Here is a 15871-nt window from a genome sequence, read left to right as displayed (position 1 = left end):
GATATGGCCCCCTCTCGTCAAGTTAAGTGTAGCAACTCAACTTTAACCGATGAGGCCTTATCCTTCATCCCTTTTTTATTCAACTGTCCAAGATGTATTGTACTCCTACATTTTATTGTTCTCCCCTTGCTTTGTCTCCCAGCCGGACCTCCTCTCTATACCCTGCGATGCCCTGCACCTGTATGTTTTTCTGTTTCCAAGGGTAAAATTTCCGGGTAAGCGGATTGTGTTTTTTTCAAAAACGTGGTACAGTAACTTCACAACAACAAGGAGGATACCTTTTATGCAATTCACCTTTGCCCATAACAACTATAATGTGCGCGATCTCGATCGTTCACTCGCTTTTTATCAGAAAGCGCTCGGTTTAAACGAAGTCCGCCGCATCAATGCAGACGATGGAAGCTATATTATTGTTTATCTAAGCGATGGTGTCTCTAAGCACCAGCTTGAACTGACTTGGCTACGGGATTGGGAAGGTTCCTACAATTTGGGCGACAACGAATTCCATCTGGCTTTTGTTGTGGATGATTATCCTGCCGCATATCGCAAGCATCAGGAAATGGGCTGCATCTGCTTTGAAAACCCGGCGATGGGAATTTATTTTATTGCCGATCCGGACGGCTATTGGCTGGAAATTATACCTGCCAAGTGATCTGCGGCGCAAGCACAAGAAAAACATGGAGGCCGCCGTCATCCAGGCGGTCTCTTATTTTTCACATAAATGCTCGCTGCCATCACTTTCCTAACCATCTCAACGCGCGAAAGGAATGAATATACCTTTGAACCCATATCTGGATTTATTTTTGACCTTTGCCCGCATCGGCGTCTGCACCTTCGGCGGTGGATATGCCATGCTCCCGATTTTGCAGCTTGAAGTCGTTAAAAAACGTGCATGGGCTACCGAGGACGAGTTGATGGACTATTATGCGATTGGTCAGTGCACCCCCGGTGTCATTGCCATCAACACCGCCACCTTCATTGGGTACAAGCAGCGAGGCATTGTCGGCGCTGTTTGTGCCACCGCCGGGATGATCTTTCCCTCCCTGGTCATCATCATTATCATTGCATCTTTCATTCAGCAATTCGCCCACTTACCGGTTGTCCAAGACGCCTTTTCCGGTGTGCGCATTGCGGTGTGTGCCTTGGTTGTGCAATCCGTTTGGAAGCTGGCAAAGAAAAGTGTTGTGGATATGCCGACAACTCTGATTCTGCTGATTACCTTCGCATCGGTAGCCTTTTTCGGCGTTTCTCCCGTGATTATGGTCATCTTTTCCGGTGCTGTCGGCGTCCTACTCGGGCTTTTCCGGAGGCGACGCACATGATTTTTCTACAGCTGTTTTGGGAGTTTTTCAAAACCGGTCTTTTCTCCATCGGCGGCGGCTTGGCCACCATTCCATTTCTTCAGGATATTGCGGAGAACTACCCCTGGTTTACCTCCAGCGACCTGCTGGACATGATCGCGGTTTCCGAGTCTACTCCCGGTCCCATGGGCATCAACTCTGCTACCTACGCCGGTTTCCGAGCAGCAGGCATACTTGGCTCCCTAACCGCAACCCTCTCTTTGGTCCTGCCATCGGTCATTATAATCATTCTTATTGCCCGTGCGCTGACCCGCTTCCGTGATTCTAATTTGGTGCAGGACGGCTTTTACGGACTGCGTCCCGCCTCTGCCGGCCTGATTTTCGGCGCTATGCTCGAAGTCTTTGTTTCCTCTCTGTTCCATACAGAACTGTGGAACGGATTGTCCAGCATTATGTCTGTTCTCAATATCCCGGCTATCACATTTTTCCTCATCCTATCATTTGCAATTTGGAAATTCCCTAAAATTCATCCTATCGTTTTTATCGGTGTGGGTGCTTTTGTAGGAATATTGTTGCAATTTTAAAAAACGCGGCAGGAGCCGATAATCTCCTGCCGCGTATTATTTTTCCTCTTTTCTACCGTGCCAAATAATCCTCCACCACATCCCGAAAATGTACAGCCGCAACACCATTTTCTTGTAGATAAGCCGCCAAGACAGTTGTTTCTTCCAAAGTAGGCGCAATATCCTCAATGCTGTCAATCTGTTCCTGAGACCTTATAACAGCGATTCCATATTTCTCTCTGCCTTCTGACTTACCCTTTGTCACTACATAGTGAACCACTTTTATCACCCCCTGTGATACTTCCGCATAGTTTTCGATCCGCTCGCCTATCTTTCATTTATTTGCATTTCCATCATGATGCTTTTGATGATTTGCAAGCATCATGTCCCCCTTTGGAGCGTCTTTCTCATTCATTTTACGCGCAAATACTCTATGTGTTTGTCGAATCTGGCCGAACAAAAGATAAAATAATTGCCGCAGATGGCTTGACATCTGCGGCAATTGATTATTCTGCCAAAGTTTGTTCGATCAAATTGCATGCCTGCTCCATACAGCCGTTGCAGGAACGACGCACCTTGCCATCCGCAACGCCTTTCAGTTCTCGACACAGATAGGTTCCGTTCTCTTCCTTTACAAAACAAACGTCCTTTCTGTTTTTAATACTCTACTTGCGTAAAATAGTACATAATCGCATTATACTGTGCATGCGCCTCTGCCTGCCAGTCTTCTTCGCTGTCTATGAATTTCTGATCTTCCTCATTATCTATGAAGCAGAATTCACTGGTCAATGCCGGAATAAACAGAGATGCCGCAGCACGGTTGGTGTAATAATAATCTCCGTTGCTGCCTTCCTTAAACACAACCTGCCGAATCGGAATTCCCAGCGCCTCGTATTCCGCCAACAGCGCTTCACCCAGAATTTTACTTGGCCCTCCGTTTTTGTCCGCAATCTGGGCAAGCACTTCCGCACCGCGCGCCGTCTTATTAGCTGCATTATGATGGATGCTGAAGAACAGATCCGCAGACGCCACATATTTCTCCATCACGGTGCCGCGCAACGACAGCGAACTGCCTGCTTCCATCGTATCACGCACCATAATCACGTCGACACCGGCCTCTTCCAAATAGGATTGCAGATATTGCGCCACATATAGGTTCACGTGTTTTTCATCCAGCGACCCATCTTCATTATGCGCACCGATATCACTTCCGCCATGTCCTGCATCCACAATCACCGTCATTTTCCCATCCAGATGTGAGGTGCGCGGCGGAGTTACCGGATCCTCCGGTTCCCCTTGACTGGTATCATAATCCTCAATTCGAGTTAAGTAATCCGCGTTGCAATATCTGCCGGTGCCTACGCTGGTATCCATTAGGTGCGCCCAGCCATTTTCCATGCCGTCCACTACAATGTCATCACCATTTTTCAGGCGACCCACGATGCTGTAGCTCGTGCCCGGGCCGGAGCGAACCGACAAAGAAGAATCCACCTTTACGCGATACACGCCTGTCACAAATGGTTCTTCGGGTTCTTCCGGCTCCGTGCCATCCGCATAATCCTTTATTCGAGTTAAATAATCTGCACTGCAATATCCGCTGGTATTTTTGATATGTGCCCAACCGTTCTTCAACTCATCCACAATGATCTGCGCTCCGTTGGATAACTGGCCGACAATCTCATAGCTCGTCCCGGGGCCGGAGCGAATCGATAGCGTTGAATCCACCTTCACCTGATAAATACCCATGACAAACGGCTTATCCGGTTCCTCTGGCTCCGGCTGTGGTTCCGGTTCCGGCTGAGGCTCTGGCTCTGGCTCCGGCTGCGGTTCCGGTTCCGGCTGCGGCGTAGGGGGGGCCGACGGTGTTTTGATCTGAACGGTCTTCGTTGTGCTTTCATATGCGGCAGTGAAACCAATGGCAGAGGACACATCTGCAATTTTATAATAATTATTGCCGTTGATATTGTAGCCTTTGATAGAAACGCCGCTGCCGTCCAGCAAAACCTTGGACGTAGATTCCTGCACCCGCAAAGAGGTCGTTGATGCCACAGTCATTTCCCCGCCGACAGCCGTATACGCCTGTCCGGAAATCAGGTTGACCGCATTCTTGGCACTGTCCCATGTGACATTAAACGATATAGCGGTACCGTCGAGCAAATAGGCCAAATCTCGCAACTTAAAATAGTTATATCCGTCAATATTATACGCTTGTGGATTGACCGCTTCACCGTTCACCTGCACGCGATGCGTGGAAGGCACAACTTTTAATGCGGTTGCCCGTGTCACCGGCAAATCTGTCTCTGGCGGTGTCTGCTCCTCTGTCTGCTCCTGCGACAGAGACGTCATCCCTACCTCGTCCGAAAGCGCCGTTTGCGGCAGTTCAACCGCCGCTGCGCCTGATATTGACATGTAAATGGCCGCGCACAGTAACGCGATAATTCGCTTGAAACGCATGTGAAACCTCCGTGCCGTCCCGTGTGAATATGTGCTTATATGGAATGTATTTTATCACGAAACCGCTCGAAATTCAATGCTATCTGTCACAAAGCGGGGCATTTGTAATATTACAAATGCCCCGCTTATATTACATAATTCTATTTTTTTACAACATTGCCGCACCAATTAAACCGGCATCATTTCCAAGAGATGCGCACACAATCTCCGTATTACACTTGTCGCTGCGGAAGGTCTGCGGTGCCGTCAAACGACGCAGGGGCTCAAGCAGTTTTTCACCGTAACCGGCTAAACCGCCGCCCAATACCAAACATTCCGGCTGGAAGATATTGATATAACTGGCCAGTCCGCTGGAAAGATTCTCACAATAATCGTCAAACAGTTCACGGGCCAGCGAATCTCCCGCATCTACAGCGTCACAAATCATTTTGGCATCGAGGTGCCCCGCACTTTTGCTTAGCAGACTCTCGCGACCTTCCGCCAGTGCCCGTTCTGCAAACTTGACAAAGGCCGATGCCGACGCATATGCTTCCAGACATCCCTTCCGCCCACAGTTGCACGGCTCACCGTCACGCTGGATAACAACATGCCCCATCTCTCCCGCAATACCGTTGCAGCCGGTATAGAGTTTTCCGTCAATGATAATACCTCCGCCGACACCGGTACCCAGCGTCACCATCAGCATATTGCGCGCATTCTTCGCCGCGCCTGCCGTCGCTTCACCCAAAGCCGCACAGTTGGCATCGTTATCCAGCTGTACCGCACAGCTAAATTCCGGCTGAAAAGCATCAGCAAAGCAAACGTTGTTCATGCCAAGATTCGTACCGAATTTCAGCGTGCAGGTCTCTTTATCAAACGAACCAGGCACCCCGATTCCGATACTGGTCACCTGACTTGCCGCAATACCGCGCTCTCCGCACAAGGCCAGCGCAAGCAGCTTCATATCTGCGCACAGCCCCATAGCATCTCCCGTTCTGGTGGGCGTGCTCTGTTTTGCCAGCAGTGTTCCATCCTCTTCGCACAGCGCCGCCTTGACCGACGTTCCTCCCAGATCAATACCAATCCGCATATAATTCCGTCCCTTCTTCCGTTTATTCAAATAAATGCAGCCCGCGGCCGCGGAAATACATATCCAATCGTTCCCGACTGCTATTAACCATCAGTTCCTCCGGAAACCCGATCTCTTCCAACATGGCCAGCGCATTGTCCACGCAGCCGACACGATGCTCGATATGCGAATCGCTATTCACAACGATCGGCACCTCATATTTTTTGCATAACCGGGCGATTTCCGTGCAGTTTTCCCGGCTTCCCTTGCGAATGGCGAAGGAATTGCTGTTGATCTCTACCAGTTTATCATACTGATTGCAGCGAGAGATAATGTATTCCTTATCGAAGTCATACTTGGCGTTGCCAAGATGCCCCAGCGCATTGACCCGCTTGTCTTGCAAAACCGTTTCCAACACCTCGGTATGTACCGCTCTGGTAGACGGTTCAAAACAGCATTCATGGAAGGATGCCAATGCAAATTCAATCGGTTTTAGGCTACCCACCTGCATATGATCCAGTTCTCCACCCGGACAGATATTAAACTCAATGCCGCGAATCACGGTTACTCCTTCAATTTGACGCGGCAGAATATCCAGATTAGAAAAATGCCACTCATGCGGTCCGTCCACCATGTCCGGCCCGTGGTCGGTAATGCCGATAGCAATTAGCCCTCGGTCTTTCGCACCGCGCGCCATTTCATAAACCGTGGAATAGGCATGTGTGCTTGCTACTGTATGGGTGTGCAGGTCTGCTACAATTTGCATAAACTTTTGCGCTCCTTTATGGTATGCTTGTAAATGTATCTCTGCGCCGCGCGTGCGCTTACACCAAAAGCCCAGCGTCGCCGGGCTTTGGATGAAATCACTGTTAACCAGTCAGGCAGGAATACGCCGCCCGAAATCAGAACCTTAATTTCCGTACTGCTTGAGCATGCGCTCCTGTAGTTCCTTGGCTGCATTAAAGCCCATTTTCTTCTGGCGGTCGTTCATCGCAGCCACTTCAATGATGACAGCCAGATTTCGACCGGGCTTCACCGGAATAGTCAGGCTGGGCACAGCAATATCTAAGATAGAGGTCGTTTGTCCGTCCAGTCCAAGGCGGTCATATTGCTTGCCTTCTTCCCAAGGCTCCAGATTGATGACAAGTTCCACCTTTTCGGTCATTTTGATAGCGCCAACACCAAAAATACGGCGCACGTCCACAATACCGATACCACGCAGTTCAATAAAATGGCGAATCACTTCGGGCGCGGTACCGACCAGCGTTTTATCCGACACACGTTTGATCTCCACCGCATCGTCCGCTATCAGACGATGTCCGCGTTTGACCAGCTCGATTGCCGTTTCCGACTTACCGACGCCGGAATCGCCCAGCAGCAGCACACCTTCACCGTAAATCTCAATCAAAACGCCGTGAAGCGTCACACGCGGTGCGAGATTGACCTTGAGCGACGCAATGATGGCGCTCATAATGGTCGAAGTAAAATCATTGGTGCGCAAAATAGGCACGCCGCATTTCTGCGCCGATTCCATACACTCCGGGAACACATCAATATTGCGCGAAATAATCAGTACCGGAATACCGGTGGCAAACAGTCGCTCAAAGCAGGCGCGACGCGCATCCGGCTCCATCCGCTCTACGTAACTCGACTCCACCTTGCCCATTATTTGAATGCGGTTGGGGTCGAAATAATCGAAAAAGCCTGCCAGCTGCAAGCCGGGACGATTGACGTCATCCTTGGTGATTTCGGTCTTTTCAAAACCCTCAGGTCCGTAAACCACCTCAAAATTAAATTCCTGGATAAGCTCCCCCAGGCTGACGCCAAACTCTTTTAACTGCATAAACCATACTCCCTTCCGCGGTGGCAGGTGATAAGATAATTGTATTATACCCCCTTTTCCCTCACTTTTCAACGGTTTCCGGCTGGACTGCGTCAAAACTTGAAAAAGCATTTTTTTTGTAAAAAATAACTTGCATTTTACTATTTGTTGTGGTATTATAATATCCGTTATGCAATGCACAAGAGAAGGAGGTGCAGGAAAATGGCAAAGTGCGATATTTGCGGCAAGGGTGTGACCTTCGGTATTCAGGTTTCCCACTCTCATCGTCGCTCCAACCGTACCTGGAAGCCGAACGTTCGTCGTGTAAAGGCTCTGGTGGACGGTACTCCCCGCCATATCAACGTGTGTACTCGGTGCCTCCGCTCCGGCAAGGTAACCCGCGCGATCTGATTTCCAGACGCGATACCGTTGAAACTGTCAAAGCGCTCTGTTTGCAGAGCGCTTTTCTATTGCCTATTTGCTTTGAGAAGGTGATTTCCACATGAAAAAGGCTTTCCGTCCCGCATTCGCGGTGACAATTCCCGTGCTTTGCGGCTACCTGTTTATCGGCTTTGCGTTCGGTGTGATGCTGCGCGACATCGGCTACACCACCCCGTGGGCCTTTTTGACCAGTCTTATCATCTATGCCGGATCGGGTCAGTATTTGCTGGTTTCCTTGCTTGCCGCGAACGCATCTCTTGTTACCGTCGCACTGATGACCATTCTTCTTAACTGCCGACATATTTTTTACGGCCTGTCCTTTCTCGAAACCTTCCATCAAATGGGACTTGCCAAATGGTACATGATTTTTTCCTTGACCGACGAAACCTATTCCCTTTTGTGCTCACTGAAGACACCGAAAGAAGTCGATCCCAATGCCATGCGCCTGTGGATCGCCATTCTTGACCACAGCTATTGGATTTTTGGCTCGGTTATCGGCGCTGTCATTGGCGGTATGCTGCCGTTTGATTCTACCGGCATCGATTTTGCCATGACCTCGCTGTTCACCGTGATTTTCATCGAGCAATGGATGAGCACCAAGCAGCACATCCCTGCCTTTCTCGGACTGGGTGCCGCCGCTGTGTCTCTCGCGCTGCTCGGACCGGATAACTTCATTCTGCCCGCAATGCTGGCCATCTGCGTTATGCTGGTTGCGCTGCGCGGCCGCCTGGCAAAGGAGGTGGCGCAATGACGCCTGCAAGAGCACTGACCTTGATTGTGGTCGCGGCTGTGTGTACCTTCGCAACTCGCGTTGCCCCGTTCCTGCTGTTCAACGGAAAAAAGCCCATCCCACCGATTGTGCGCTATCTGGGTCAGGCGCTGCCGCCCGCTGTTATTGCGCTGCTTATCGTCTACTGCGTTAAAAATGTCAATTGGCTGGCCGCTCCGCATGGTGCCCCTGAACTGCTGTGTATTGCTGTGACCGCCGCGCTGCACGTGTGGAAACGCAACAATTTGCTCTCCATTGGCGTAGGAACGGTGTTGTACATGTATCTCATTCAGAATATATTTACCTGAACGGTTTTCCGCGCTGTGAAAAACAGCGCGGTTTTTTTATTTCCTCATCACGCTATCTATGGTACAATAAAACCCAGTCAGGAAAAGGAGCATCGCCATGGAAACCATTACGCAAATTCTGGCCCGTGAGCTCGGGCAAAAGGAAGAATATGTCGAAAATATTGTAAAACTGCTCGACGACGGCAACACCGTTCCGTTTATCGCGCGTTATCGTAAAGAAATGCACGGCACGATGGATGACCAGACCATCCGTCAGCTGGCAGACCGCCTTGCCTACCTGCGCGGGCTGGACGCACGCCGCGATGAAGTACGTCAAGCAATCGAGGCGCAAGGCAAACTGACAGACGAACTTTCCGTCGCAATCGCGACAGCGCAGACGCTTGCCGCGCTGGATGACCTGTATCGTCCTTATCGGCCCAAACGGCGCACCCGTGCGTCTGTGGCCCGCGAAAAGGGGCTTGCCCCGTTAGCCGAAGCCCTTCTTGCTGCGCGCGGCCCGTCCCCCACCGCGGAAGAACTCGCACAGACGTATATCGACGCAGAAAAAGGCGTGGAAACCGCCGAAGCTGCTCTGGCAGGTGCGGGCGACATCATCGCGGAGGATTTATCCGATGACGCTGCGCTGCGCGGCCGTCTGCGCATGCTTTTGCACCGCACTGGTGTCATCCGCACTACAGGCTGCGACGAAGATGACACAGTCTACGCTATGTACCACGATTTTTCCGAGCCGGTGCGTAAGCTGCAAAGCCATCGTGTACTCGCCATCAACCGTGGCGAGAAAGAGGGCAAGCTCAAGGTCACGCTCGAAGCAGACGAAACCGAAGCACTTGCTGCAATCATCCGCGCGGCAGTCCATCCGAAAAATCCCTATGCTGCGCTTTTACGAGAGGTTTGCGCAGACAGCTGGAAGCGACTGTTGTTTCCCTCGCTGGAGCGTGAGCAGCGCAGCGAGTTAACCGATGCGGCTGATGAGCAAGCCATCCATACCTTTGCGCTCAATCTGCGACCGCTGCTCATGCAGCCGCCCGTGCGCGGTCGCGTGACACTGGGCTTCGACCCGGGCTACCGCAACGGCTGCAAGCTGGCTGTCGTGGACGAAACTGGCAAGGTGCTTGATACGGCGGTCATCTATCCTACCCCGCCGCTTAAAAAGACCGAGGACAGCAAACGTACACTGCGTCGTCTGTGCGACCGGTACAAAATCACCTGCATCGCCATCGGCAACGGCACGGCATCCAAGGAGAGCGAAATTTTCATTTCCGATTTCATCCGCGAATACGGCGGCGGTATCGACTATATGGTCGTATCCGAAGCGGGCGCGTCGGTTTACTCAGCTTCCCCGCTCGGCGCAGAAGAGTTTCCGGATTTTGATGTCAACCTCCGCTCTGCCGTATCCATCGCGCGCCGTTTGCAGGACCCGCTTGCCGAACTGGTCAAAATCGACCCGAAATCCATTGGTGTGGGCCAATATCAGCATGATATGCCACAGGGGCGCCTAAGCGACGCGCTCGACGGCGTGGTGGAGGACTGCGTCAACGCCGTCGGTGTGGACCTAAATACCGCATCTCCCGCCCTGCTGCGCCGTGTTGCCGGCATCAGCCCGACCGTTTCCAAAAATATCACGGCTTTCCGCGAACAGAACGGCAGCTTTCAGAACCGCAAGCAGTTGCTCAAGGTCAAGGGGCTCGGCCCCAAGGCGTTTGAGCAATGCGCGGGTTTTCTGCGTGTGCCGGATGGTGCTGACCTGCTCGACCACACCGGTGTACACCCGGAAGCCTATGAAGCTGCACGCACACTGCTCACTCTATGCGGCTACACGACAGAGGATGCCGCACAAGGCAAGATTGGCGAGTTAAATGACCGCGTTAAACAGCTCGGCATGGCCGATGCCGCTGCCCGATGCGGTGTGGGCGTGCCGACGCTGACCGACATGATCGAAGAACTGCAAAAGCCCGGCCGCGATCCGCGTGACGAACTACCGCCCCCGCTGCTGCGCTCGGATGTGTTGGACATTGCAGACCTCAAACCCGGCATGAAACTCAAGGGTACGGTACGCAATGTTGCGGACTTCGGCGCATTTGTGGATATCGGTGTGCATCAGGATGGATTGGTACACATCTCGCAGCTTTGTAACCGGTTTGTCAAGCATCCGTCCGAGGTGGTCACTGTGGGAGACGTGGTGGATGTGGCTGTTCTTTCAGCAGACCCCAAGACGCACCGCATCTCGCTTACCATGAAAATATAGCACCAAATCAAAAGGGAGCGCCCTGTAGGGCACTCCCTTTTGTTATGCTATCACTCACTGTCCTACCAAATCATTCCAAGCGTCATGACATCCATCACAGTTACCAGCACAATCACCATAAGCCAGCATGCAAGCGGGTAAATCCATTGAGCGCCTCTCTCTTTCCGCGGGCTCAGCCGTGGACAGACGCGTAGCAGCAGTTTTGCCAGCGCAAAGCCAATTGCCGCACCCACTGTGTTGAGAACCATGTCGTCAACCGAGGTCACACCTCCTGCCACAATCTGAATTAGCTCGATGCTGAGCGATAATCCAGCTGCAAACAGGATGGTGTGCCTTGCCCTGTCAAAATATCTCCAGAACAGCGGCAACAGAATGCCCAGTGGTGCAAGCAGTGCCAGATTACCCACAATGTTCATAAATGCACCCAGTCCCGGAGAGGTTTTATCCGTCAAGACACGAATGATATCGGCAAATGGGAGTAACTCCAATCTTGGTTCCGGCAATCTCCCCATTAGCAGTTGATAGAGCGACGGACCGGTCACCAGTCCCACGCCCATCAGATAAACCAGCAGTAGGACTACGCCGCATACATCGCGCCGTCTCATCCGGCTTCCTCCGTTGCCATACCGTTGGAAGTTTCATCATCATTCGTCGTGTCAAATCCATCCGGACGATATTTTTCTACCACTTCCTCCGGCCAATCTCCTTCAGCATAGGCCAACCCGTACCAATTCTCTACCTCTCCATGATTCACGTAGGCCACAACATGCACACTATCTATCCGCTTATCAAAAAAGAATCCATTCATAGCAGCTTCATTGGCGCCGTACAGGTTCATCGCATCGCGGTTGATTCCATTTTTCAGCAGCACCGCTATATCAGCCGGATCGGTGACTTCCACGCTTTGCAACACTGTATCCCCATTTGCCTCTTGCATACTATACTGGAGCTCGATCTGCGTGACGTTATCCGTCGATAGCGGCATAGGCTTAATACCCGTGAGCTTTTCAATCAGCGCAAGCGTTTCCTTATCCTCTGCTGCTACATAAGCATCGCCCTCCCACAGCTCAACGCCGTTTTCATCCAGTCGGAAAATCTCCAATCGAAGCACAGGCAAACCGTTCTCCGTCCTCGCAAGTGATTCTTTCTGCAGCGCAGCCAGAATTTGACGAGTATAGTCCCGGAAATTCAGCGTAGAAGCAACTTCATAGCCGCTCTCGGTTGTATAAATATCCAGGCTGTATTGACTTTGCGCATTCTGCTGCTCCAAATCCACCTGAAACAGCGGCCATGTAGCGCGTTTGTATTCCTCCGAGCTGTAAATCTGATTGCACAGCGTATTGACCTCCTCATCATCCGGCAGCAGGAAAAAGCGCATCGCCGTTCGACTGCCGAGCCGGAACCGCAGCGTCAGACCACGGTAATTTCCTTCTTTCTGCAAGGCGTCTCGGTTGATCTGCGTTCCCATTTCCGCCAACTGATAAACCGCATCAATATTGTCCAGATTGGTCAGCTCCTCTTGCGCACTGCCGTCTATGCTCACAGCCTGAATACTGTCACGGTTCGGCAGCCAACTGTCATAACCGGTGACATCAAATTTCATGCACAGCATACCTGCAAATAAAACCACCAGAATTGCCGCAAGATGCACTGGCTTTGCAAAAATGGCATGGAAGTCGAAAGCATAAATCATTTCCACAATCCAGTGGAACAGCACTGTGCCAAGCACAAGGCCAACCCAGAACCAGAAGTCTCCTGCAATCATGCCGAAGACCAGACCGAATGCCACACCCATTATCAGGCACATATACACCTTAATGGGCAGCTTGGCAGGTGTAAATGCCAGTGCTACGCCTGTTCTCTCGCTTCTGCGGATACGGAATAGATACCAGCCGAGCACCGTGATGGCAACTGCTGCTACCAAATACAACAATAGCAATCCGAGGGCCGAAGTGCGCTCTGCATAATTCATATTCACACTGCTCATACGCCCATAATACAGCCCATCGAGCATAAAGAACTGCACCAGCGGCGACAGATGGAATATCTCCTGCACGTTGGCCGACTCCATTGTGAAGCTTTGATAGAATTTATCGCACAAACTGCTGTACAGCATGCGCACCAGCATGGGAGACAACATCACCCACGCAAGCAGAAGCAATGTGATCACCGTATTACCGCATACTACTGTCGTCAACACGGTCAACGCATACAGCAGCAGAAATACAATTAGATAGCACAGCACTGTGCCGCCGATGGCGGCCCAATCAACCGCCGCGCCAAAGCCCATGGCAAAGGTGCAGACTATCGTGATGATCAGCATCACCGCATAGGTCGAAACGGCAAAAATTACGCCGGTCAAATAATTATTGACAAACAGCCGTGTGCGAGAAATCGGCAGGCTGTGATAAAAGTCCACCTTTTGCCGTGCATGCAGATACGCGAACATTGCAATGCCGCACACAATCGCCATGACGACAAAGGCCGCTTTCACAAAGGGATTGCCGCCGCTCAATAAAGTGGTCACTGTCGAAAGCGCACGTTGCCAGTCTTGATCGACAAATTCCGGGAATCGCTGCAGCTGCTCGGCGCGGTTTTCCAGCGCCCGCTGCATGGTCATCAGAACCGGCAGCAGCAGGGAGAAGAAGAATCCTACGCCGCCCAGCACAAAGCCCCACAAATTCTGGCGCAGGCTGTCGCCCAGCAATCCCTTAGAAGAGAAGCTTTTTGATGTCATAGCCAGCCACCTCCGTTTCATTAATAAAGATTTCCTCCAGCGTCAGCGGCAGCATCTCGCAGAAGGTAGGATTCATCGCATTTACCTTCGCCTGCAGTTTTTCCCGACTGCCGCGCGCGGTCAGCGTGTACAGTGAGCCGCGCTGCTCCAAACGCAGTACATCGATGCCCTGCCACGCATCCGCAGGCAATTTGTCGGTAAAAATACACTGCATCTTGAACATATCCAGCTTCATCTCATCCAAGTCGCGTGAGAACAGGATGCCGCCTCGGTGCAGGAGGCCGACATGATCACAGATATCCTCCAACTCGCGCAAATTGTGCGAAGCAATGACCGGCGTCAGCCCTCGGCTTTCCACGTCCTCTGCAAACAGGCTCTTGACCGTCTGACGAACCACCGGGTCCAGCCCGTCAAACGTCTCGTCACAGAATAGATAATCCGTTCCCGCACAAATGCCGCAAATCACCGATACCTGCTTTTTCATTCCCTTGGAAAAGGTACGGATTTTGCGCTTTTCATCCAGACCAAATCCCTGCATCAGCTTTCGGTAACGCTCCTCATTGAAATGCCGGTAAAATCGCTTGTAATAATTCTTCATCTCTGCAGGCGTGCAGTTAGAAAAAAAGAACTGCTCGTCTGAAATGAAGAAAAATCGTTCTTTCAGCGCAGTATTTTCAAATATATCTGCGCCGTCAATACATACCGTGCCTTCGTCCGGCTTCAAAATCCCTGCCAGCATCCGTAAAAATGTTGACTTTCCTGCACCGTTAGAGCCAATCAATCCATAAACCGAGCCGTCCCGCACCTCTGCACACACATGATCGACCGCAGTGATGTTATCGAAGCGCTTGGTCGCATTTTCCGCTGTAATCATGTCGTACCATCTCCTTTCTGCTTAACCCATTCGCGTATCTGCTCCTCCTTTGCGCCAAGTGCACGCGCCTGATCTGCCAGCGCATGTACCTGCGCTCCGATTTCCTCCAAGCGCCGTTGGCATAACGCCGCCGTGTCATCCGAAATAAAATTTCCACGCCCCTTGGCCGCATAGATGACCCCACGTCGCTCCAGTTCGGCATATGCGCGCTGAATGGTGTTCGGATTGATGGAAAGCTCCATTGCCAACTGCCTGACACTGGGCAGCTGACTGCCAGCCGGCAATGCGCCCCGCAGCGCAAGCGTCTCCACGCCATCGACAATCTGTTCATAGATCGGCCGTGCATCCCGATAATCCACCTTGATCATATCGCGCCTCCTTTCTTATGTGTTCCAACCGTATTATGTGTGTTAGTACACTTACAGTATAGTTGAACACTTCCTTTCTGTCAATGGCTTTTTGACAATACCTATGCTATAATGATTACAAACTGATTCTGGAGGCTATCATGGTACATTTAGGAAATGACTGGGACGAAATACTGGCGGATGAATTTCAGCAGGATTACTACAAACGTATCCGCTACTGGCTGAAAAAAGAATATGTGGAACAGACCATTTATCCTCCTATGAATGATATTTTCAACGCGCTGCGCTATACTGCCTATGCTGATGTGAAAGCGGTTTTGCTTGGACAGGATCCTTACCACGGGCCCGGACAGGCGCACGGCCTATGTTTCTCCGTTCAGCCCGGCGTTGCGCTTCCTCCCAGCCTGCAAAACATTTTCAAAGAGCTGAAAAGCGATCTTGGGATTGACCCGCCACAGAATGGCACGCTGACACCATGGGCAAAGCACGGCGTACTATTACTCAACACAACGCTGACGGTGCGGCGCGGACAAGCTAACAGCCACAAAAACATCGGCTGGACTACGTTCACCGATCATATCATCCAAAAGCTGAATGACCGCGAAAAGCCGATTGTATTTCTTCTGTGGGGCGGTAACGCGCGTTCAAAAAAGAAACTCATTACCGCACCGCAGCACCTTGTATTGGAGTGTGCGCATCCCTCTCCCCTCTCTGCCTACAATGGCTTTTTTGGCTGCCATCATTTTTCCAAATGCAATGCGTTTCTGGAGCAGATCGGTATCCCCCCCATTGATTGGGATTTGCGGCATACGGCATCCGAGGAATAATCCGGATAATGTAAGATAAGTTGCGCAAATTGAATAGAGGATAAAAAGAGACATGGTTTGCAGATCTCTGGTAGAATGAAGTTACCACACACCATTCTGAAAGGAGTCTGTAAA

General features: G+C 51.4%; 17 protein-coding genes. 8 read left to right on the top strand and 9 right to left on the bottom strand.

Annotated features, from left to right (window positions below):
* Window positions 1-283: 283 nt before the first annotated feature.
* The 3 genes from ACTQ3V_RS13960 (at window position 284) to ACTQ3V_RS13950 (ending at window position 1885) form a co-directional block, all read left to right on the top strand.
* Window positions 284-652 (top strand): VOC family protein, encoded by a 369-nt coding sequence (locus ACTQ3V_RS13960; RefSeq protein ID WP_441468063.1) that lies wholly within the window; start codon window positions 284-286, stop codon window positions 650-652.
* A 127-nt stretch (window positions 653-779) separates the two neighbouring features.
* Complete coding sequence (locus ACTQ3V_RS13955) at window positions 780-1322, top strand: chromate transporter (protein WP_441468062.1); 543 nt, start codon at window positions 780-782, stop codon at window positions 1320-1322.
* Entirely contained in the window at window positions 1319-1885 is a 567-nt protein-coding gene (locus tag ACTQ3V_RS13950; protein WP_441468061.1) for a chromate transporter, read from the top strand. Before ACTQ3V_RS13955 ends, ACTQ3V_RS13950 begins: the two co-directional genes overlap by 4 nt.
* Window positions 1886-1937: 52 nt before the next feature.
* Here ACTQ3V_RS13950 and ACTQ3V_RS13945 read toward each other — a convergent pair whose 3' ends face one another.
* From ACTQ3V_RS13945 to hprK, 5 genes are all read right to left on the bottom strand, one after another.
* Complete coding sequence (locus ACTQ3V_RS13945; RefSeq protein WP_502918989.1) at window positions 1938-2144, bottom strand: DUF6514 family protein; 207 nt, start codon at window positions 2142-2144, stop codon at window positions 1938-1940.
* Between the two features lie 377 nt (window positions 2145-2521).
* Entirely contained in the window at window positions 2522-4318 is a 1797-nt protein-coding gene (locus ACTQ3V_RS13940; RefSeq protein WP_441468059.1) for an N-acetylmuramoyl-L-alanine amidase family protein, read from the bottom strand.
* A gap of 148 nt (window positions 4319-4466) precedes the next feature.
* Window positions 4467-5387, bottom strand: a complete 921-nt coding sequence (locus ACTQ3V_RS13935) for an ROK family protein (RefSeq protein WP_441468058.1) — start codon at window positions 5385-5387, stop codon at window positions 4467-4469.
* A gap of 22 nt (window positions 5388-5409) precedes the next feature.
* Window positions 5410-6132: a phosphatase gene (locus ACTQ3V_RS13930; RefSeq protein ID WP_441468057.1), complete on the bottom strand. Its 723-nt coding sequence runs from the start codon at window positions 6130-6132 to the stop codon at window positions 5410-5412.
* A 144-nt stretch (window positions 6133-6276) separates the two neighbouring features.
* Window positions 6277-7209 (bottom strand): HPr(Ser) kinase/phosphatase, encoded by a 933-nt coding sequence (gene hprK, locus ACTQ3V_RS13925; protein WP_441468056.1) that lies wholly within the window; start codon window positions 7207-7209, stop codon window positions 6277-6279.
* Between the two features lie 201 nt (window positions 7210-7410).
* Between hprK and rpmB the strand changes: the two genes are divergently transcribed.
* The 4 genes from rpmB to ACTQ3V_RS13905 all read left to right on the top strand — a co-directional run bounded on the left by rpmB (window position 7411) and on the right by ACTQ3V_RS13905 (window position 10951).
* Window positions 7411-7599: a 50S ribosomal protein L28 gene (gene rpmB / locus ACTQ3V_RS13920; protein ID WP_078096872.1), complete on the top strand. Its 189-nt coding sequence runs from the start codon at window positions 7411-7413 to the stop codon at window positions 7597-7599.
* 91 nt (window positions 7600-7690) lie between these two features.
* A complete protein-coding gene (locus ACTQ3V_RS13915) occupies window positions 7691-8380 on the top strand; it encodes an AzlC family ABC transporter permease (RefSeq protein WP_441468055.1) in 690 nt (229 codons plus the stop codon).
* Entirely contained in the window at window positions 8377-8706 is a 330-nt protein-coding gene (locus ACTQ3V_RS13910) for a branched-chain amino acid transporter permease (protein ID WP_441468054.1), read from the top strand. The genes ACTQ3V_RS13915 and ACTQ3V_RS13910 overlap by 4 nt, the downstream gene beginning before the upstream one ends.
* A 97-nt stretch (window positions 8707-8803) precedes the next feature.
* Window positions 8804-10951, top strand: a complete 2148-nt coding sequence (locus ACTQ3V_RS13905; protein ID WP_441468053.1) for a Tex family protein — start codon at window positions 8804-8806, stop codon at window positions 10949-10951.
* 62 nt (window positions 10952-11013) lie between these two features.
* On the opposite strand, the gene ACTQ3V_RS13900 is transcribed toward ACTQ3V_RS13905, so the two are convergent.
* The 4 genes from ACTQ3V_RS13900 to ACTQ3V_RS13885 are packed head-to-tail and all read right to left on the bottom strand — an operon-like array spanning window position 11014 to window position 14930.
* Entirely contained in the window at window positions 11014-11556 is a 543-nt protein-coding gene (locus ACTQ3V_RS13900) for a VanZ family protein (protein WP_441468052.1), read from the bottom strand.
* Complete coding sequence (locus ACTQ3V_RS13895) at window positions 11553-13688, bottom strand: ABC transporter permease (RefSeq protein ID WP_441468051.1); 2136 nt, start codon at window positions 13686-13688, stop codon at window positions 11553-11555. The genes ACTQ3V_RS13900 and ACTQ3V_RS13895 overlap by 4 nt, the downstream gene beginning before the upstream one ends.
* Window positions 13663-14562 (bottom strand): ABC transporter ATP-binding protein, encoded by a 900-nt coding sequence (locus ACTQ3V_RS13890; RefSeq protein WP_441468050.1) that lies wholly within the window; start codon window positions 14560-14562, stop codon window positions 13663-13665. Before ACTQ3V_RS13890 ends, ACTQ3V_RS13895 begins: the two co-directional genes overlap by 26 nt.
* Window positions 14559-14930 (bottom strand): GntR family transcriptional regulator, encoded by a 372-nt coding sequence (locus tag ACTQ3V_RS13885; protein ID WP_441468049.1) that lies wholly within the window; start codon window positions 14928-14930, stop codon window positions 14559-14561. The genes ACTQ3V_RS13890 and ACTQ3V_RS13885 overlap by 4 nt, the downstream gene beginning before the upstream one ends.
* 140 nt (window positions 14931-15070) lie before the next feature.
* On the opposite strand from ACTQ3V_RS13885, the gene ung reads away from it, so the two are divergent.
* Window positions 15071-15757, top strand: a complete 687-nt coding sequence (gene ung / locus ACTQ3V_RS13880) for a uracil-DNA glycosylase (RefSeq protein ID WP_441468048.1) — start codon at window positions 15071-15073, stop codon at window positions 15755-15757.
* Window positions 15758-15871: the final 114 nt, after the last annotated feature.

Origin of the sequence: Candidatus Agathobaculum pullicola, from assembly GCF_052117205.1 — a bacterium.
Lineage (GTDB): Bacteria > Bacillota > Clostridia > Oscillospirales > Butyricicoccaceae > Agathobaculum > Agathobaculum pullicola.
The sequence above is the reverse complement of the archived record's forward strand: the minus strand, read 5'-3'. Positions and strand labels throughout refer to the sequence as shown.